Source organism: Enterobacter sp. C6 (assembly GCF_008122455.1).
Lineage (GTDB): Bacteria > Pseudomonadota > Gammaproteobacteria > Enterobacterales > Enterobacteriaceae > Enterobacter > Enterobacter pseudoroggenkampii.
This window is the reverse complement of the sequence record NZ_QPFW01000206.1, coordinates 1-18887: the sequence shown is the minus strand read 5'-3', so window position 1 is coordinate 18887 and position 18887 is coordinate 1. Positions and strand designations below refer to the sequence as shown.

Annotated in this window: 19 protein-coding genes and 2 pseudogenes; 10 read left to right on the top strand and 11 right to left on the bottom strand. The window is 47.3% G+C overall.

Annotated elements, in window-relative coordinates:
- Window position 1: 1 nt before the first annotated feature.
- Window positions 2-724: a glutamine ABC transporter ATP-binding protein GlnQ gene (gene glnQ / locus DOU50_RS09680; RefSeq protein ID WP_024906944.1), complete on the top strand. Its 723-nt coding sequence runs from the start codon at window positions 2-4 to the stop codon at window positions 722-724.
- 21 nt (window positions 725-745) lie between these two features.
- On the top strand, window positions 746-1759 hold the full coding sequence (locus tag DOU50_RS09675) for a C45 family autoproteolytic acyltransferase/hydolase (RefSeq protein WP_148769273.1): 1014 nt from the start codon (window positions 746-748) through the stop codon (window positions 1757-1759).
- Here the strand turns inward: DOU50_RS09675 and gstA are convergent.
- The gene (gene gstA, locus DOU50_RS09670) at window positions 1753-2358 is read right to left on the bottom strand and encodes a glutathione transferase GstA (RefSeq protein WP_148769272.1); all 606 of its coding nucleotides are present in this window, start codon (window positions 2356-2358) and stop codon (window positions 1753-1755) included. The two genes, DOU50_RS09675 and gstA, sit on opposite strands and share 7 nt — an antisense overlap.
- Window positions 2359-2477: 119 nt before the next feature.
- On the opposite strand from gstA, the gene DOU50_RS09665 reads away from it, so the two are divergent.
- The 7 genes and pseudogenes from DOU50_RS09665 to DOU50_RS23675 all read left to right on the top strand — a co-directional run bounded on the left by DOU50_RS09665 (window position 2478) and on the right by DOU50_RS23675 (window position 7986).
- Window positions 2478-3362, top strand: coding sequence for a LysR family transcriptional regulator (locus DOU50_RS09665; protein WP_148769271.1), 885 nt, complete (start codon window positions 2478-2480; stop codon window positions 3360-3362).
- A 207-nt stretch (window positions 3363-3569) separates the two neighbouring features.
- Window positions 3570-4025 carry a hypothetical protein gene (locus DOU50_RS09660; RefSeq protein WP_148769270.1) on the top strand — a complete coding sequence of 152 codons (456 nt, stop codon included), beginning with the start codon at window positions 3570-3572 and terminating at the stop codon, window positions 4023-4025.
- A 213-nt stretch (window positions 4026-4238) separates the two neighbouring features.
- A complete protein-coding gene (locus DOU50_RS09655) occupies window positions 4239-4907 on the top strand; it encodes a class I SAM-dependent methyltransferase (RefSeq protein ID WP_148769269.1) in 669 nt (222 codons plus the stop codon).
- A 210-nt stretch (window positions 4908-5117) separates the two neighbouring features.
- The gene (locus DOU50_RS09650; protein WP_148769268.1) at window positions 5118-5837 is read left to right on the top strand and encodes an alpha/beta fold hydrolase; all 720 of its coding nucleotides are present in this window, start codon (window positions 5118-5120) and stop codon (window positions 5835-5837) included.
- Window positions 5838-6370: 533 nt separating this feature from the next.
- A pseudogene (locus DOU50_RS23835) lies at window positions 6371-6487 on the top strand (serine dehydratase); the annotation flags it as partial.
- 35 nt (window positions 6488-6522) lie between these two features.
- Window positions 6523-7659, top strand: coding sequence for an asparaginase (locus tag DOU50_RS09640; protein WP_024906937.1), 1137 nt, complete (start codon window positions 6523-6525; stop codon window positions 7657-7659).
- 123 nt (window positions 7660-7782) lie between these two features.
- Window positions 7783-7986 (top strand): hypothetical protein, encoded by a 204-nt coding sequence (locus DOU50_RS23675; RefSeq protein WP_061715812.1) that lies wholly within the window; start codon window positions 7783-7785, stop codon window positions 7984-7986.
- 612 nt (window positions 7987-8598) lie between these two features.
- Here the strand turns inward: DOU50_RS23675 and DOU50_RS09635 are convergent.
- Window positions 8599-9171 (bottom strand): annotated as a pseudogene (locus DOU50_RS09635) (flavin reductase family protein).
- 129 nt (window positions 9172-9300) lie between these two features.
- On the opposite strand from DOU50_RS09635, the gene DOU50_RS09630 reads away from it, so the two are divergent.
- Window positions 9301-10197, top strand: a complete 897-nt coding sequence (locus tag DOU50_RS09630) for a LysR family transcriptional regulator (RefSeq protein WP_148769267.1) — start codon at window positions 9301-9303, stop codon at window positions 10195-10197.
- A gap of 187 nt (window positions 10198-10384) precedes the next feature.
- Here DOU50_RS09630 and DOU50_RS09625 read toward each other — a convergent pair whose 3' ends face one another.
- The 9 genes from DOU50_RS09625 to DOU50_RS09585 all read right to left on the bottom strand — a co-directional run.
- Window positions 10385-10762: a hypothetical protein gene (locus DOU50_RS09625; protein ID WP_048993206.1), complete on the bottom strand. Its 378-nt coding sequence runs from the start codon at window positions 10760-10762 to the stop codon at window positions 10385-10387.
- A gap of 390 nt (window positions 10763-11152) precedes the next feature.
- Window positions 11153-11539, bottom strand: coding sequence for a hypothetical protein (locus tag DOU50_RS09620; protein ID WP_148769266.1), 387 nt, complete (start codon window positions 11537-11539; stop codon window positions 11153-11155).
- Between the two features lie 155 nt (window positions 11540-11694).
- Complete coding sequence (locus DOU50_RS09615; RefSeq protein ID WP_148769265.1) at window positions 11695-12279, bottom strand: hypothetical protein; 585 nt, start codon at window positions 12277-12279, stop codon at window positions 11695-11697.
- A gap of 84 nt (window positions 12280-12363) precedes the next feature.
- On the bottom strand, window positions 12364-12663 hold the full coding sequence (locus DOU50_RS09610; protein WP_228117524.1) for a hypothetical protein: 300 nt from the start codon (window positions 12661-12663) through the stop codon (window positions 12364-12366).
- 559 nt (window positions 12664-13222) lie between these two features.
- Entirely contained in the window at window positions 13223-13789 is a 567-nt protein-coding gene (locus DOU50_RS09605; protein ID WP_148769264.1) for a hypothetical protein, read from the bottom strand.
- Window positions 13790-13976: 187 nt separating this feature from the next.
- Window positions 13977-14483, bottom strand: a complete 507-nt coding sequence (locus DOU50_RS09600) for a hypothetical protein (protein ID WP_148769263.1) — start codon at window positions 14481-14483, stop codon at window positions 13977-13979.
- Window positions 14476-14862, bottom strand: coding sequence for a hypothetical protein (locus DOU50_RS09595; protein WP_194266138.1), 387 nt, complete (start codon window positions 14860-14862; stop codon window positions 14476-14478). Before DOU50_RS09595 ends, DOU50_RS09600 begins: the two co-directional genes overlap by 8 nt.
- Before the next feature lie 233 nt (window positions 14863-15095).
- Window positions 15096-15539 carry an SMI1/KNR4 family protein gene (locus tag DOU50_RS09590; protein ID WP_148769262.1) on the bottom strand — a complete coding sequence of 148 codons (444 nt, stop codon included), beginning with the start codon at window positions 15537-15539 and terminating at the stop codon, window positions 15096-15098.
- A 7-nt stretch (window positions 15540-15546) separates the two neighbouring features.
- The coding region (locus DOU50_RS09585; protein ID WP_148769261.1) for an RHS repeat-associated core domain-containing protein at window positions 15547-18887 on the bottom strand (3341 nt) is incomplete at its 5' end.

Genomic DNA, 18887 nt, shown 5'->3' with positions numbered 1-18887 from the left:
CATGGTTGAATTTAGCGCAGTGTCGAAAAATTTCGGTGCCACTCAGGTGCTGCACGACATCAATTTAAAAATTGACGCCGGCGAAGTCGTGGTGATCATCGGCCCTTCCGGTTCGGGCAAATCGACGCTGCTGCGCTGCATTAACAAGCTGGAGGAAATTTCCTCCGGCACGCTGCTGGTAGCGGGAATGCATATTACCGATCCTCACGCTAACGAATGTGATATCCGCCGCGAAGCCGGGATGGTGTTTCAGCAGTTCCATCTGTTCCCCCATCTGACGGCGCTGGAGAATGTGATGTTTGGTCCGGTTCGCGTACGCAAACAGAGCAAAGCCGCCGCGCGGGAGCAGGCGCTGGCGCTGCTGGACCGCGTTGGCTTACGCGAACGCGCCAGTCACTACCCATCAGAGCTCTCTGGCGGTCAACAGCAACGCGTGGCCATTGCCAGAGCCCTGGCGGTGAAACCGAAAATGATGCTGTTCGATGAGCCAACCTCAGCCCTGGACCCCGAATTACGGCACGAGGTGCTGAAAGTCATGCGCTCGCTGGCCGAAGAAGGCATGACCATGGTGATTGTGACCCATGAAATCGGCTTCGCCCGGGATGTGGCATCACGGCTCATCTTTATTGATGGCGGTACCATTGCCGAAGATGGTCCACCTGATATGCTGCTGAATAGCAGTCGCAATCCACGCCTGAAAGAATTTTTGCAACACGTATCCTGAACAGAAGTGAATGATAATACTATGAAAAAAATCGACATTCGTGGTTCCGCTTTTGCAGTAGGTCAGGAACTTGGCGCCTTTGGCCGCGAGGCCTGGCATGCAAAACTCACGCAAACGGCGTTGTGGCAAACCGTTACCGCCATGAAAGACGCAGAACAGACCCGAAGCATGCGCTCGCGGGTCCAGTCACACTATCCCCTGATCTGGCAGGAGCTGGAGGGATTAGCCGAGGGTCTGGATGCACCGTTTGATGAGGTGTTTGCCTGGAACTGCCGCGGCGATCTGGTGCGCTCAACCTCTGATGGCTGTACCACGGTAGCGGGAAGAACCGCAGAGGGGGAGTTGATTATCGCGCATAATGAAGACGGTTTCCCGCAGCTTCGTAATGACTGCGCCATCGTCAGCATCACCCCGGATGACGGCCTGGCGTTCACCAGTTTTGCTTATCCGGGCTCAATTTGCGGACATACCTTCGCCGTAAACGAAAAGGGCGTGGTGAATACGGTGAATAACATTCGCGCTTTGCACCGTCCACGCGGAATGCCGCGCCAGGTATTAGCCCGCGCCGCGCTGAATGCCGCCACCTTAGATGAAGCCATCTCAATACTGACCACCGTGCCACGCGCCGGTGCATTTCATCATACGCTGGGACAAATGGGAGACAGCCGGCTGTTTAGCGTGGAAACGACGGGAACAGGCTGTTCCGTCACGCCGCTGCAGGACGTTTTCGCCCATGCTAATCACCTTATCCACCCTCAGCTTGACGCGGTTGAGCAGGTGATCACCGACAGCTCCCGGTCACGCCAGCAGCGGCTAAACGCCTGGCTGGAGACGCAATCTCACCTTGATGGTGCGGCGGCACTGGGTATTCTTTCAGACCAGCATGATCCCGCGCTCCCGATTTATCGTCTCTCGCCACACGACCCGGATGAAGAGAACACGCTGGCCACGGCCATTTTTACCCTGAGTACGTCGGAGATAAAATGGCAGATATTCACACACGATCGGCAAAAACCTGCTTTACAGTCTTACTGAGCCGCTTCCGCACGTAATGCGGCCTGCACCGCTGGACGGGCATTAATTTTATCTCTGTATTCCAGCAGCGCAGGCCAGGGGCTCAGCTCAATGGAGAAGAACTTGCACCACCCCAGCACGGTAAAAAGATAGGCATCTGCCACGCTGAAGGTCGATCCCGTCAAATAAGCGCGAGTGGAGAGCGTTTCCTCAAGAAAACTGAACCGCCTGAAGAGCTTCTCACGAAAAATGGATTTGACCTCTTCGGGAAACACGCGATTGAAAAGAGGAGCCGATCCCGCGTGTATTTCACTGGTGATAAAGTTAAGCCATTCCTGAAGCCGCACCCGCTCCCAGCTGTCTGCTCGCGGCGCCAGCCCCCTCTCCGGCTTGAGGTCAGCGAGGTACTGCAAAATCGCTGGCCCCTCGGTCAGGATATTTCCGTCATCCCGTTCAAGCGCGGCGACATAGCCTTTAGGGTTGATGGTCAGGAAGTCGCGACCGTCAGCGGTAAGCTTGCTCCTGTTGTCCACTTTAACCAGCTCAAACTCAATCGCCAGTTCGCGAAGCACGATATGGGGTGAGAGTGAACAGGTGTCCGGGGCGAAATAGAGTTTCATAATCTCTCCGTTAAAGCTGTGAGTGATAAACATTCGGTTTGCATTCACTGTGCTTAAAACCGTTATCACTGTAAAATTAATGATTCATAAATTAACTATTAGCTGAGCTACTGATACCCATGATGAATCTGTTGCACTGGCGCCTGGTGGTTGCCGTGGCGGACGCCAGTAATATTTCGCGTGCCGCTGAAGAGGTCGGCATGACGCAGTCGGGTGCCAGCCAGGCGATCGCTCAGTTAGAGGCTTCATTAGGATTTGCGATATTTACGCGTGAGCGACGCCACGTCGGTGTTACAGCCCTGGGCGAGCGGGTTGTCAAAGAGGCAAGAAGCATGCTGGCACGGCTGGACGCCATACGCAAACTGGCGGATGAGAGCCGCGGGCTGAGTGGCGGGCGCATTCGACTTGCCAGTTTTCCGTCAGTAACGTCCACGTTTTTGCCGGGACTGCTGCGGGACGTGAAGCGCCTGCATCCTGAAATAGAGGTGGTCGTACTGGAAGGCACGGACCAGGAGGTCGAAGAGTGGCTTGCGGCAGATACTGTTGATATCGGCGTGGTCATGAACCCTGTTCCCGGACGCGCGGATGCGATCCTGGGGCAAGATGCATGGGTCGCGGTGTTGCCAGCCAACCACCGTCTGGCTCGCTATGCACGCACGTGCGGCATTACCCTTGAGGAACTGGCAGACCAGCCCTTCGTACTCGCCACAGGCGGTTGTGCCGTCAATGGAAAAAGCCTGATGGAGCAGACTGGGTTGGAACTGTCTGACGTACAGGTGACCGTCCGCGACTGGATCAGCGCCTGCCTGCTGGTACGCGAAGGCTTGGGCGTCGCACTGATACCTGAATCCGCCCTGCCGGATGAATTACGCGGTTTGTGCATCGTGCCCGTGACGCCTTCGCTGTGCCGGGAGTTTGGGCTGGTTTGCTCCCAGGCGGGCAAATCTTCCCGCGCGACGCAGACGTTATTAGAAGGATTGATCAAAATGAAAAAGTCTGCGTAAAGAGTAACCGCGGTACAAAATGTGCCCGGCGGCTACGCCCTTCTGGAAGCCGCCTCGCAAACCTGCAAGCAACCTGATGTAATTCATGGCTATCCCTTTTTTTCCCTTCTTCGCGGTCGTAAAGTGCCTGCGTTGCGGCACATCCGTAACCGGGCGTAGGAACCCGTTAGCATAACATGACATTTTTTTGCACAACGAGGATGCTAAATGGCTACTACCCCTGAATTTTCTTACGCGCTCTCTGCGGAAAGCGCTGTTTGTCACCTCATCAACAATTCAATTTCCGATTCTGCGGATCTCTTCGAACTGGCCGATGCCTGCACCGCCTATGTAAGCGTATTGGTGGAAACTGACGACGAAGTGACATACACCAAGCTCTGTAAGCGGTTGCTGGCTGCGCTGAAGCGACTACGGGAGTGCTGTGATGCTGAACTCCCGCCGTATCTGGTTGAACAGCTGATTGCGGGAGAAAAGATGGCTTCCTGTGTGCCGGACTGCTGGCAAGAGACGACTCTGCAGGTGGACTATGCCGTGGCGTTAACGCTGGCGGTGATGGGCGGAACACTGCCTGCGAGCGTGGCGAAAGAGCTGACCGGGCTGCTGCATGATATGGTCTGGCTAATGGCGGAGTTTGTGAAGGAGCCGTATATCGCGGCGCACTGAGACGAGAGATGGGAGGCCGGAAAACTGTTGAGTAAGAAGCAGGAATTTCGGCCTTACGCAAAATACAATGTTGTTTGTCGAATGTCCCTTAAGAGTGAAAGCGGACGTTATTTCGTGTATCTACAGCACGCACTTTTTCGCCAGAAACTTCATTTTTTCCATAAATAACATATAAAATAAAGGGTGTTATTGTTGCAATAAAGCGTCTTAAATATGAATCCCTATGAAGAAAAATACAGACAACTCATAGCGAATGGGGCTATAGCTTGGGCTGATAAAGGTTATTTCAGGGCAAAAGAACAGCAAGAAAAAATCTTTCAGTGGCTTGATTTTAATAATTATTTACCCCAACCTGGCGCGCCAATACTTGAAATGGGATGCGGTAATGGAGCGATGGCTGCGCAGTTTCTTGCTGAACGAGGATATTCAGTATGGGGTGTGGATTTTTCTGAAACCGCTATCAGATGGGCTGAAAGGCGTTTTCAACAAGCGGGCCTCTCCGCTCATTTTCTTGTCGGAAATGTTTGTCATATTTATCAATGCAAGGACTCAATGTTTGAGCTGGTTATTGATGGTAGTTGTTTGCATTGTCTGATAGATGATGACCGAACTCGCTTTTTCGCAGAAGCGAAAAGATTGCTCAAACCCGGCGGACGGCTTGTGATCAGCTCCATGTGTGGAAGCCCCCGTAATTCTGATGATATTAGTGTTTTTGATCCTATAAGACATCATTTACTGAAAGAAGGTCATCCCTGGCGTACCCTGAAACCTCTCTCTGCATTAACAAATGAGATACAGGAAGCACAATTTAACGTACTTGCAACAAAAGTTAATACCAACGAGTGGTGGGATCATGCCACTCTGGTATGTTCTTTGAAATAATTATCGGCTGATTGCTCGTTAAAGTTACATCCGCTTCAGTCATCGAAATTAGATGCTAGTCTGAATTCCGTTTTTAGCGAGGAGCGGAAGATGCCGACGCACATCAATTGGGCAAGAGATCGTGTGACAACCTAAAAAATGGCTACCGAAGCAGTGGTGATTCAGTCTGACATTGCATGGCACGCTCGGGTTTGATACAACGAATAAACCATGTCGCCAAAAACACATACGAAGATGATTTCGAGTCACAACTTCCTGGTCCCGTTCCATGGCAAAACAATTCACGCTGAAAGCACATTTGGGCGCAATGGACATGTTCTGATGCTTCATGGTGGCGGCAAAGATCGAACCGTTTTCTACAAATACCGAGGTATTTTGGATGCCCTGGGTTTTGGAACGACGATATTTGACTTTACAGGTCATGGTGAAACGGGGGGAGACATTCACGAATCTTCTCTTTTTAATCGTACGATGCAAGCAGAGGCGGTTATCGCTTCTCTGGGGCAGACGCTTACAGGTTGTATGGGCATCAGTATGGGAGCCTATAATGCACTTCAGCTTAGTAAAGCGATGCAATTCCGATCTCTCATCCTTATGGTTCCAGGTGTCTACTCAACACTTGCATATAACGTTAAGTTTGGCCCTGATTTCTCCGCAATAATACGCCAACCCAGGAATTGGGAACATACAGATGCATGGAACATTGCTGCTGAGTTTAACGGGAATTTACTGATTATTGCTGCCGAAAATGATGCAATTATCCCCTCAGAAATACCAGAAAAGCTGCTGTCTTCTGCATCATGCTGTAGTCAAAAGCAACTTCTGACCATTCCCAAAGCTGGACATAATAATATTTGGGAAAATGTCATGCTCTCACCTGCGCTATACGAAAACGTAAGATCGGCCTTTAAGCATTGTTTATCTGATTAAATCAACGACCGCTCCTGGCACGCAGCAGACAAGCACCACCTATTCCTCCCGCAACGAGGCCGTTGTCTTTTTGAAAGATAAGTAAAGAAAACAGTAGCTTATTAAAAACCAATTAAAAATCATAGTTGGCATATTAAACTTTAACACCCGTCTTATTGTTAACGCGTTGACTTGAAAATGTTTTCATATTGTTAACATTGTGCATGTATTAGTTCTGTTTTTTATATTTTGATAACATCAATTCTGTTAAAACCACCACCAGGACAACTTTTGACTCATTAGTGGGTTCTGTATCAAATTTTGTATGGAATAAATTACATAGATTAAATAACCCCATTTATGTACCAGGGATTTTTTCTTTGAGATGTGTCGCAATATAAGCTTGTCTTCCAGAGTGAGAACTGGAAGTGAAAGGACAAGGTGTGTATAAATGAGGTGCCCTTTATATAACACTACTTGTTTATAGTGATGTAGTTGCATCTGCTGAAAAAATGATAGATGAGTAATTATAACGCCTGCGCTCAGTCGGTACTCTGGCCTTTTCATCCGGCAATCATGTTCAGGCTACCACTCTGTCTGCAAAATTACCCGGTATGTCGGCTACGATTGTCATGCCCCATGATGCTCCAGCCAAAGTATCGGCGACAAAAGTTAAGGCATCTGCCTTTTATCTAAGGAATAAGTCATGTTCAAGCCTATAAATCATCCTGTCGCGTTTGCGCTAACACTAGTATATGCCTCGCTATTTACTCATGGTTCTCAGGCTGCAACGGCCTCGCCGTCATTAACGACATATAGCCAAAAAGCGACTGAAGCTCTGCCTAAATTGATGATCCTTGCTACCGGCGGTACCATTGCTGGACAGAGCACTGGTGAAGACTCCAGCTCTATCGGATACACATCCGGCGCCATCAGCCCAAGAGTATTGCTTGCAGCCGTTCCAGGATTGGATAAAAAAGCCCAGCTTAGTAGTGTCCAGGTCGCATCCATTGGTTCTCAGGACATGAATGATAAAATCTGGTTTGATCTTGCCCAGAAGATCGACGATCTGTTCAGTACAGGTGCCGCTGACGCTATTATTATTACCCATGGCACAGATACTCTTGAAGAGACAGCTTTTTTCCTCAGTCTGGTAATACATCACCCCCAGCCTGTTATTATTACTGGAGCCATGCGACCGGCGACAGCAACTGGTGCAGATGGCCCTGCTAATTTGCTTGAATCTGTGAATACTGCTGTGGACAAACAATCGAAGGGACGGGGAGTAATGATTGTGATGAATGACACTATCCAGTCACCGATTTGGTCCACGAAATCGGATACAACCGGAGTGGCTACTTTTCAGTCACCTTACGCCGGCCCACTGGGTTATGTCGATGCGGCAGAAGTTCATTATATTACCCCGGTGCCGGCAGAATCTCGTCTGTCTCTACAATTACCTGCATCCCATAAACTTCCGCGGGTTGAGATCATTTATGCCCACAGTAATATGGACGATGTCCAAATCAACAATGCGGTGCGTGATGGTGCAAAAGGAATTATTCTCGCCGGCGTGGGAGACGGAAATACATCCGCCTCAGCGTTAGCCGCGCTCAAAGCAGCCCGGGAGCATGGACTTGTCGTGGTCCGCGCATCGCGCTCCTATACAGGAGCAGTAAAACGTAACGTCGAGGTCGATGATAACAAAGCCGGCTTTGTTGTTTCGTCGGGGCTGAATCCGGCAAAAGCACGGATCCTTACTCAGCTTCTGCTTGCAAACGGAAAGACTTCACCAGAAAACGTTCAGGCCGCATTCTGGTCAGTTACCGGCCATAAAAACTGACGTAAAAATACCCTTCGATAAGAGGCGTTTTCGATGCTTTTACAGATAATTTTTTATCTGGGGAAACGCCTGTGAAATATGGTGATCGAGCGGTATACCATAACGCACAGACATGATCCGCGCATGTTCACGTTTGACAAAATCAAAATTGACGGCAGTTTTGTTAAAGATGCCGTCGTTCGGCCGGACTGTGCCGCTGTCGCTGAAGGTGTTGAAACTCAGGAGCAATTTGATCGTATCCTTGAGGAAGGTGTGCAGAGATACAGGGTTATTTTTACGCGCCTCCCGTTCCGTGCGAAAGAGACGTTATTGCCGTGGAAAGGTTAAACAAACTCAGAGCAGGTTCCCCTGCAGCGAATACGGAACAGGGCTGCAACTGACTTCCATCCAGAGCTCAAACCCTTTCTTCTGATGGCCAAACTATCATAGATGTACATCCAATCCCTTTTCAAAAGCGATTTTACAGGGGGGTTTGGGGTTGCAGACATTGTGAAGAGTGCGTGGGAAAAAGACGTCTCCCCAGGGGAGGAGACGTAAAGAATAAAATGCTAAACAACAACGCCATCACAGCGATAGATAATGTGTCGAAAACGGTTAAAACCAACGAAACCGTTTGCGTGGGTTATTTTCTCATAACCGGTCACCCTTAACAGCTACCAGAACGGGTAAAAACGACAGCTTGCATTTCCGTTATCCGATGAGCAGTTCTCTGTCTAACGGTTCGATCCGGTTTCTGACGTCATCAATAGTGGCGAACGTCATTCGGTGCCCCCTTAAACTGCTTCGATAGGGTCACGCTAAAGCGCAGAGCGGAACTGATAAGCCTACTGAGATGAAGTTCCGCTATGAGCGAAGAGCAGACATCTTTAGTGGGTTGATTTTGGTGTTCTTACCTCTATGTAGCCATTTTCTATGGCTACATTTATACAGAAGTAAGGATTAGTCTTTTCCCGGACCATAATTAAATTTTGTACCTTTGCCAATGGCGTAAAACTGTCCGCCAGCTACGTAATGGACAGTACGTAGTTCATCAGGCGCATCATCAAAAATCCAGTGCCCATTCCTGAAAACGCGGTCATCACTCCATGCTCCGACAATTTCCCCCATGAACAAGTTGTGCTGCTTTTCATTTTCTTCATTGGGTATAACCTTACAGACTAGCCAGCCAGCGCAACCTACAACTAAAGGCAGATCAAACTCTTTCTGATAAAAAAGTGGGATTTTATTGTTTTTTTCGGGTATGTCAGAATAACTGTGACCGCCTGCATATAAAACCATTTCCATCTGATTTACTACTGGGACCTGGACAACGTAATATCCACTTTTTTCGACAAGGCCGCGTGTAAATGCCTGTGGACCTATAAAAGCCATCACTTTGTTATTGCCTACTAATCCCACCTAGGCAGCTGCCATGACATTTTCAATACCATTATTTTTAGCCGATATCATCGTCGTTGGCCCGACCTGCAATAAACGATAGGCTTTGTTTAATTCTACTGGTTGTATTGCCATAAATTACTCTTCAAAGTTCTGATAAAAGGATACGATAGATTACTTGTTTGATGGTTTGATTATACGACTGGAATAATTGCAAATTAATTGCTAATATCAAAAAACATTATTGCAACTTTCACAACAATCATGAACAAACTTGATGCTCTGAAGTTTTTTATCATCGCCGCTGAGACCCTCAACTTCCGCGAAGCCTCTATAAAGCTTTCGGTTTCACCATCGGTTGTAACACGAACAATCGCTGAGCTGGAGAAACAGCTTGATGAACCCCTTTTCAGACGCAATACTCGCTCGATCTTTCTCACAAGCTTCGGTGAGCTTTTTTTACCTCAAGCCAGGCGACTGCTAGAGGATTCGGAAAAACTATTTCAGACGGCGAAAGATGATAATGATATGAAGGGCATTGTCCGTATCACGTCGCTTCGATTTCCAAAGCATGAACAAGTATTATATGAACTATTGACTGCGCTACGCCCATATCCTGAATTATTTATCGACTGGCGTTTAGACATGATGAAACTTGATACTGTCGAGCATCGTATCGATATAGGTATACGCGTCGGGCGAGAACCTAATCCAAACTTTATCATTAAAAATATCACGCAGGTGGAACATATTTTGGTAGCATCCCCAGAACTCGTTGCGCGCCTGGGAGCTCCAACGGATTTAGAAGATCTTCGGCAACGTTATCCATTCAGTGGTTTACTTAATCCTGAAACGGGAAAAATCTTTGAATTTATGAGTGACGCAGTGAATACCTTTGTCCCTCGTCATATTGAATTTTATACTACGGACCCATACGCAGAAATTCAGGCCGCTTTGGCTGGCAAAACGGTTGTACAGTCCAGCGATTTTATCTGTAGAGAGTACTTAGCAAATGGTCAACTCATAAAACCCCTGCCAGAACTGCGACAGGAGAAATGGCAATTTTATTTATATCGGCCTTATCAGACGATTACTCCAAAAAGGGTCACAGTAATTTTTTCACTATTAGAAAAAATCTTACGCAAACATTTCGTATCATAACTAACATACCGCGCAACGTCCGCTGCTGGCACAAAGCGGACATATCTTTCGCTTTCACCTCATACAGTGACGTAGCAATCCTATTCGCCGTTAAACGTTGGCTCAGCACATGTGCCCTCTACTCGAAATGTCCCGCCTGCATCTTTTAAAGTTCGGGTGCTAAGATAGCCATGTAGTAGCTAAAACCTTACGGTAATTGTAGCGGCACATCACTGCCATCAAACATTTCTCTTAAATACTTTTCAAGCGATTTAAAATCTTTTGCTGCAGGAATGACCACGCGATATTCGCTGATGCCAATTTTTTTTGCGGCATCATCATTAAGCACGATCACAAGTTTGCCATCTGTGAGTTGAACGGAACGAATAGAGTCTGTTAACTCATATTCCGTTGACTCACTCTGAAATCCAATGCAGTCGTTAATAGGTAATTCATCCTCATCAAATCGTCCGATAATGATAAAGTTTTTTGGATCATGAGTGTCATCTCCTATTCCGATAGTGAGAACATCATTTTCTTCAAAGCAGTTAATATACGCTGCAATAAGATTTTTAACATTACTCATCAGTTGTCCTTGTCTTGAATCGTTTTGCTCCTGACAGATTTTACCGAAAGCATGATATTCATTAACATGTTAGTATCGTAAAAGTAGTCGAAGATTGCATCCGCACAAATATTTTTATATATTGCTCCTGTTAAAAGGCAAAGTATATATTTTTCCGGCATAGCGAAGCGGCTGATGTGCCATCGCCATGCGATTCACAACACATGGGAAACCTTGGCTCCGATGACGTACCTCGCCAAAGCTGCAGAGCTGGCCGCTTCTGCGCACTTAGCCGCATTCGTCGGTTATCTCGAAATCGATCTGACTTCTTCGGGCAGCACGAGGTTGAAAAGAGCTGTACATACAGCGTGATTTTAAGATGAATGTTGACCTTATCTGGGATCGGGATATTCATCCTTTGGTTATGCGTCTATTCACTATGTCATTCACATAATGTTCCATCGAAATATTGTGTTCCCGATTAATTTTAGAAATGAATGCGCTAAGATGCTCTTGCGATGCATGAAGGGTAGTGGCAATAAGGTTATCAAAATCGTTCTGAGTAAATCGTTTATGTCCCTTCAACGTCGAACGCTGGAGCAAAGTGTGTGCGGTCACTTCCAGGACGGCCCGCCGGTAATGATCGGACAGCAGGACGTCAAGATCGATCTGACGAATATCAAACTCAAAATGAAAACTGACAAATCCCGATTCAACAGGTAATGAATAAATCAGTTTGTCACCTAATTGCTCAACGTAAGGTTCATATCCTTCTCCCATTACTCGCGTAGTCTGCATATAATCCCTTTCCTTTCATGCATTAGATTAATTTCTCTTGAATAAATACACCGCATTACTATTTTAAATCTTGTTTAAAATACCCGTAAAAAAGAGAACCTCACCTCGCTATAAAAGAATATTTTACCGTGAGGGTTTCCTTTTAAAGAAAAAATCTATCCATAAAAATAATTATAAAACGCATTGAAGTTTTCATTACCGATAAGAGGCACAATCCTTCCCCGCAATTCATCAATAAAATCATCTTTTACTTCGTCATTATCATCTGCTATATCAAAGATATCGTATTGGCCATATACCAAATCAATAAGCTCAGCTAGAGAAAATATGAACCCAGAGAGACTACTAGCTATCTGAAACGGTTCAATTACATCACAACCTGCATAAACAGAGGAACTCCCTTCATCGATAACCGCAATTATAGGTTTACCTCCGCCTAAATCATTACCAATAACAAGATAATTATCTGGTAAGTATTCATAACCACTTTGAGCCTTCAAGAGCTCACTGGCCGAGTGAAGTTTAATTGGCGTGAAGCCTGTTTCAATCTTTAACTTTTCAGGATTATAATTTTCATATAAAAATTCCACCTCTGTCGAACGAGGTAAGTTGGACGGGAAGGCATTGTCCAGATCAGTGACGGTGCTGAAATTTCCTGACAGCGAGTGTTTATTGCAAATGACAATAAGTTGTTTTAATGCTTTTTCAATCTCATTCACAATAGTCTCAGACGCATCCATAAATATAGCCCTCAGTAATAACCAATTAATTTAGAATTACATTCTCAGTATGCACTACCTCAAATAAGCTAAGTAAATAAATTTTTAATTAATCTCTCGCTCTTTAAATAAAAGCTCTATGAAGTTATCGTTCTCGAGATAAAAATTTAAAGCTGATATGAAATCCGCTACAGATGGTTTTTCTCTTTGGATAGAGATATTATGTAATACATCTATAAATTGATCTCCATAGAAAAACAACTCTAGAGAATTATCAACAACAAAATCAGGATATACTTCCTCATCGTCATCACTAATGACAGGATGGTTATCTAAATAACAAACAAGCTCTTCTTTAGCAGTTTCTTCATATTCTTTTGTACACACACAAAATTGTCTAAGCATACCCACCCATAACATTATATATTAAATCATCTAAACCATACGCTTTTCTGTATTCTAACTGACTCATACGCAAAATCCTTGAGTTTTATCTTTTATACTTTATAAAGCAAGTGTTAATAATAGGATTATATATTCCATTGAACTGTACTTTAATCAAATTTAATAATCAGGGTAATTTTTTGAACCATTTTTACCACCAGAAATCAAACCCTTAAATCAGATTATATTTTATATCGATTACCTTTACAATCTCATAAAGGATATCCTATTGTATTGTACGCATCGACTTACTTTCTTAACTACTATAAATCTATACTTTCAAATATCAACAGTTCTAAAAATAAAATTTGAACATGGATATGTCACTATTCTTAAATTATACAGGCATGTATTTTTCTGACGTCTGATATTAATGCCATGTTTGATTAGCGAAAAGAAACTTATAACCGAAAGTAAAAACTTTAGAAGAAATACATTTTGCATTAAAAATATAATATCATCATTATTATATAAGAAGGAAATAACCGATATAATCCGGCTTTTTATTAAAAACTTATCTTTACGAGCATTGCCAAAAACCAGCTATAATTTTTCCGCTGGATATATTCTTATACAAATACAAAGCACCGTACCCAAAGATGTAATCACCATCAAGCAATGTATCTGGATAATAATCTTCATCAACCTGCATAAAAAATTTATAACCATCCTTTTGCAAAGCATCAAAATAATAATCTTCAGATTGTATTAACCTTGCTTCTTCGGTTTTAGTGATAAAATCAAACTCTTCACCTTCAACCTTATCATACCCAACAATAACTGCCTTGTTAATGTATTTTATCGTAAATTCTTCATTATTGCTTTCATCAGAAAACGTATGCGTAAAAACTTTTACTGAACAATTAGGGTAGATATTGTTATCAATCATATCGTCATATCCTTCAGAAGTAAGTATCGTAATATACTCATGTCCAATATCAGGATTCTGAAATGTCAAATAAAACTGATAACCCTGAACTTCATCTAGTTTATCTAAAAAGAATTCAGGGATGTTTCCACCTATCCGCCCAATGACATTACTATCAGAAAAGATATTTATTTTAGAGATTAGATTATATTTAATCATTTCTTCAACTCATCCCCATAAAAAGTACATTTTCTCTTTCCTAATTCCCATAACCATTTTAGCGAACAAACTCTTAGCATCTTTAAGTCACATTTATGATTAACTACATTATACGTCTCTTTAGGTATGATTGAAAAATAAATTAATAAAAGCCGGAAAAGTTTATTTTCCTTGCCGGCTAATGGATTTAATAAAGCCTGGAGTCTGAGCGTGGTTCAACATCTCTTATACCAAGTTGATTCGTTTTTTCAAAAATTAAATCATAGCAATAAACAGTCTCCCCCCCCTTTAATAAATGAATCCCTTCAAGGCTCACTTTATATATTCCTTTAGGAATATCAGCGTTAATCCAACCAGTATAATCTTCCCACTCCCAAAATACTGCCATATCAGCAACGTATAAATCACCAGTTACATTAAGATAGAAATATTTATCTGTGAATATAACTTCCCTATCTTTATCGTCGGGGAGTTCATTTAAAAAAAGCCTAACAACATAGCCACCATCATCAAGGCCCATAATAGGTAAGGCAATACCTTTATTAAGAACAAGATCCCCTTTGTCTGTGGTGGTGAATTCCTGGAGAATGTTATCTCCATCCTCTATCTTCCCACCAAATGGGGCCAGTATTCCTGGATAATCGAAAATTATTATCCCGTTAAAATCCACATCAATGTCAATTATTTTAACCACATCTACCTCCTGATGCCTTACATGTTTGTTTATTATTGAACCACTCCAGCAGTTTTGAATGTGCTTCTTTAGGAGTGACATTTCTGGCTAAGATTTCACCCGTCGAAGGAATCTTTAAATCACCACTTATATGTGAAAAGGAATTTAAATTACGGCTATACGCATTGAATAAATCTTCCGCGGAACCCTGCCACGGCCCCTGAATTTTTCCAATATCGTTTTTAATAGCTCTATGTAGTTCTTCATGCATTCCAGCGCTATAAGGATCCGGGAAAAACGTTGGTGTATTTTCATAGTACCAAGATCGGTTGGTCCAATGCTGTTGGCTATTTTTCGTGGCACTAAATGGTATCCGATTCAAATTGGGTTCAATGCCCATGGCATTAACCCTAATAGATTTATCCAAGTAAGTTGGTTGGGAACATATGAGTATAAGTCTAACCCACCATTTACCCCTCTCGAAGCCTGCACAATAAGCTGACAGATCTGCGTATAGCAGAAAAGGATATGTTATTAATGAAATAATTGGGCACTCCATCATTGCATTAATGAAGCCCCCTGTAAAAAGTAGTGATTAACAAAGCCACCCTCTTACGAGGGTAAGAACCTGTATCACCATGCTTCATCTTCAGGAATTATTTTTCCAATAAAACTTTCAAAATTTGGCTCAAGATAGATCTCCTCCTGATTTTCCAAATCACAAAAATATACTGCACCATCATTTATCCCAACACAATAGGGGAACCCACCTCCATCAATTGCGAATGGTATAAAATTTTCTGCAAGAATTTTTTTGTTAATTACTAAATCCTTATAGTAATCATCAACAGTTAATATGCCCGATCTTTTAGTATGTAATATAGGTAGGAAATATTTTATATCATTCTCGTAGTGTTCGCTTTGATAAACACGACGACCTTCGTCCAGTATGCCACCATTACTTATAAGCCATAAAGATTTTAAGGCATTAGGAAAAGTTACACCCAGCGAAACTTCGATCTTGCCTAGCTCATCAGCAGATACAGCAGGGGAAGAATCTATAAGTTTAATCATCATTTCTCTCCTATTGACAATGTTTAGGAATACGACCTCTCAGCCATCCTTTACTATGAGATATTTTTATAGCTTCAGGAGAGCCATACTTCACTCCAAAATGTTTTTCGAACTGAGATACAGACCCCTTATGTGGGAAAGATGCTTTGTGCGCCTCAGTCGTGACCAGCTGCATGGTTGACTTACCTGTTTTTGGATCAAAATCATCAAGATGATGCCATGTATATTCGCTTGCATCAGCTTCACTTATGCCTGCAAGTTTGTAGGCTTCTGTGAAATCCCGCCCCCTTGATCCTTGAAGGGTAATTTCAACGATATTTCGTTGTGTCCCAGTAACAGGATAAAGTGATGGGCTTCCACTAAAGTCAACGCCGCTCAATGCCAGACCCATAGGGTCTATCCATAACAGAGGGTTAGGGGCATAGTTATATAAATTTAAGTTTCCGCCATTCAACCCAATCGGATCCTGCACAATAAACCGCCCGACCTGCGGGTCGTAGTAGCGGAACAGGTTATAGTGCAGTCCCGTCTCACCGTCAGCGTACTGCCCGGCATAGCGCAGCGGCTGGTGTGCCATCGCCGATCGATTCACAACCCTCGAGAATCCTTCACTCTGATGATGTACTTCGCCAAAGCTGCCGTACTGGCCGCTCCAGCGCACCGCGCCGCGCTCGTCGGTCACTTCCAGCGGCGCGCCGTTCAGGTCGGTATTGAACCAGTAAATCTCACCGCTCTTCTGGTCACGAAGATGGTCCACCCGCGCCAGGGGGCTCCAGGCTTCATTCGGGTCGTATACATAGGTGCTGCACAGCCCGCTCTCCTGCTGCTCCTGCAGCAGGCGGTAACCCTGCCACAGGAAGCGGGTGTCGGTGGTGCCGTGCGTCGTGGTGACGATTTTGCGCGTGCGGCGGCCCAGCGCGTCGTAGTGATAGCGCGCCTCAAATCGCCCTTCCGGCCCGGTTCCCCGGGCGGACACCAGACGGTTCTCGGCGTCATAGGCGTAATGCTGTTCATACAGCCCGTTGCGGCGGCTGACCAGGTTGCCCCAGTGGTCGTATTTCATAAACAGCGCCTGCCAGTGCTGCAGGCGGTTATCCGTGACCGGTACCGCATCGTCACTGGCGGCGAGGTTATCCGCGGCGTCATAGCTGAACTGCGCGCGGCTGTACCCCTGGCGGGCCTCGTAGTGCTTCAGCAGACGCCCTTCGGCGTCGTAGCCGTAGTCCACCTCACCGCGCAGGGTGTCGCTGACGCCGGAAAGCTCACCGCGCGCGGTGTAGCGATACAGGCGTTCCAGTAGCGCCTGCTCCGGCAGGGTCACGTCCGTACTCAGCTCGCTGCGCTGCAGGGTGCGTCTTCCGAGGCTGTCATACTGACGGAGCTGCTCGCGCGCGCCCTGAGTGCGGCGCACCTCGCGGTGCAGGCGGTCGCGGGTGAACTCGGTCACCAGCTGCTGCCCGAAGCGGATAGCGCTGACGTGGCCGGAGCCGTAGTGCAGCCAGGCCATCTTTTGCTCGCCGGACAGCGTGAGGCCGGTCAGGTTGCTCAGGGCATCCCACTCGTAGCCCACCGCGCCGTTAATGCCGGACTCGCTCAGCACGCGCCCGGCGGCGTCGTGGCGGTATGCGATCTCATCGCTTTCGATACCCAGGGCAACGCCTTCGGCCGTCGGCGTGCGGCGGATGCGGGTAATCTGGCCGTTCAGGTCGCGGAAGTAGCGGTACTCCGCGTGGCGCTGAGTACGCCCGATCAGCAGCCCGCTGTCGTCATAGCTGAACTGCTGGACGCGACGGGCGATACCGCCGTCGGCGGCAGGCCGTCCGTTTTCTTCGAGCGCGCAGAGGAACCCTCGCGCGTCCCATTCCATATAGCGCACGGTTTCATCCGGGCGCATTTCGCTGAGCGGGCGGCCCACGGCGTCGTAGGTGAACCGGTATTCCGCCCCGTTGCCGTTATCGAGCCGCAGCAGGTTACCGCGCGGGTCGTAGCGCCACTGGCGCACGCGGCCAATACGGTCGGTGAGGCTGACCGGGAGGCCGAGCGCGTTGTAGGCCCAGCTCACCTCGCTTTCCAGCGGGTCGCGCCAGCCCGTGAGCTGGCCGCGTTCGTTCCACACCAGCGACTCGCGGCTGCCGTCCGGATGGATCACGACGCTCAGCAGCCCGGCACGACTCCACTCCCGGCGCGTGATATTCCCTTCCGCATCCTCGCTGGCAATCAGCTGCCCGAATCGATCGTAGGTGAAGCGGGTCACGCTGCCGGAGCAGTCGGTGCGCTGCGTCAGCAGCGCCTGGTGGTTCCAGACCAGGCGCACCACGCCACCTGTGGCGTCGGTGATACTCTCAGGCAGGTTTTCTTCATCGTCAGGATAGCCATACGCGGTGGTGCTACCGGCCGGATCCGTTTCCGACAGCAGGCGACCGCGAAGGTCGTACATGGCCTGCGATGGGGTGCCGTCCGGGTACACCGTGCGGGTGATGCGGTCGGTCAGGCGATGCCAGTGGTACTCGGTGCGGCGGCCCGCCGGGTCCGTCTCGCTGGTCATGCGGCCGTATTTGTCCCACGTGCTGCGGCGCATTGCGCCGCCGGGCAGAATAACGTCGCAGAGCTCGCCGTCGCGGTAAACAAACGTCGTCTGGCGACCGTCGTAATCCGTGAAGCGCGCGACGTTGTCGTCGTCGTCCACCAGCCAGTGCGCCTGGGCGCCGTCATCGCGGATAGCACGGCGGATGCCATTTTCAAAATCGTATTCGAACGCCAGCTGTTCGCCGCCGCTGTGGCGGAAGCCGACCACGCGCGGCAGGCCGTCAATCTCCCGCCAGCGGTATTCGCTCAGCAGGCCGTTGGCGTCCTCATGGGCGCTCATCAGCCCGTCCTGCCAGCGGAAGCGTCGGCGCACGCTACCGCCCCGGCCGGTCACGGAGACCAGCTGGCGCTGTTCATCATAAGCGTAACTGACCAGGCAGATCTCGTCATCCAGCCATGCGCCGACGAGCCTGTCGCGGTCGTAGCGGCAGACCACGCGCTGGCTCGCGCTGTCGATCAGGGCATGCAGGGTATGATCCGCATTCCACTCGAAGAGGATATCGTTGCCGCAGGGTTCAGAGATGCGCTGAAGCAGCGACGGAGCATCATCCCGCAGCGGCGCATAGTGCCAGCGCTCGCCGCTGACGTCATACACCGACCAGCTGTCGTCAGAGTGATGTTCAAGCCAGTTTTTTTCGCTTTCGCAGTAGGTGCGCATCCCTTTCGGGACCTTCGGGAAGGCGACGTAATCGCCGGACGGCGCGCGCCACACCAGGCCGTCCTGGTAAGGCTCCAGGCGGCTTTCCCAGAACAGGCTCCAGCCGC

Bases quoted from the DNA above. Each gene is read 5' to 3' on its own strand.
- glnQ (WP_024906944.1), top strand. From the start codon at position 2: ATGGTTGAATTTAGCGCAGTGTCGAAAAATTTCGGTGCCACTCAGGTG.
- DOU50_RS09675 (WP_148769273.1), top strand. From the start codon at position 746: ATGAAAAAAATCGACATTCGTGGTTCCGCTTTTGCAGTAGGTCAGGAA.
- gstA (WP_148769272.1), bottom strand. From the start codon at position 2,358: ATGAAACTCTATTTCGCCCCGGACACCTGTTCACTCTCACCCCATATC.
- DOU50_RS09665 (WP_148769271.1), top strand. From the start codon at position 2,478: ATGATGAATCTGTTGCACTGGCGCCTGGTGGTTGCCGTGGCGGACGCC.
- DOU50_RS09660 (WP_148769270.1), top strand. From the start codon at position 3,570: ATGGCTACTACCCCTGAATTTTCTTACGCGCTCTCTGCGGAAAGCGCT.
- DOU50_RS09655 (WP_148769269.1), top strand. From the start codon at position 4,239: ATGAATCCCTATGAAGAAAAATACAGACAACTCATAGCGAATGGGGCT.
- DOU50_RS09650 (WP_148769268.1), top strand. From the start codon at position 5,118: ATGTCGCCAAAAACACATACGAAGATGATTTCGAGTCACAACTTCCTG.
- DOU50_RS09640 (WP_024906937.1), top strand. From the start codon at position 6,523: ATGTTCAAGCCTATAAATCATCCTGTCGCGTTTGCGCTAACACTAGTA.
- DOU50_RS23675 (WP_061715812.1), top strand. From the start codon at position 7,783: ATGTTCACGTTTGACAAAATCAAAATTGACGGCAGTTTTGTTAAAGAT.
- DOU50_RS09630 (WP_148769267.1), top strand. From the start codon at position 9,301: ATGAACAAACTTGATGCTCTGAAGTTTTTTATCATCGCCGCTGAGACC.
- DOU50_RS09625 (WP_048993206.1), bottom strand. From the start codon at position 10,762: ATGAGTAATGTTAAAAATCTTATTGCAGCGTATATTAACTGCTTTGAA.
- DOU50_RS09620 (WP_148769266.1), bottom strand. From the start codon at position 11,539: ATGCAGACTACGCGAGTAATGGGAGAAGGATATGAACCTTACGTTGAG.
- DOU50_RS09615 (WP_148769265.1), bottom strand. From the start codon at position 12,279: ATGGATGCGTCTGAGACTATTGTGAATGAGATTGAAAAAGCATTAAAA.
- DOU50_RS09610 (WP_228117524.1), bottom strand. From the start codon at position 12,663: ATGCTTAGACAATTTTGTGTGTGTACAAAAGAATATGAAGAAACTGCT.
- DOU50_RS09605 (WP_148769264.1), bottom strand. From the start codon at position 13,789: ATGATTAAATATAATCTAATCTCTAAAATAAATATCTTTTCTGATAGT.
- DOU50_RS09595 (WP_194266138.1), bottom strand. From the start codon at position 14,862: ATGGGCATTGAACCCAATTTGAATCGGATACCATTTAGTGCCACGAAA.
- DOU50_RS09590 (WP_148769262.1), bottom strand. From the start codon at position 15,539: ATGATGATTAAACTTATAGATTCTTCCCCTGCTGTATCTGCTGATGAG.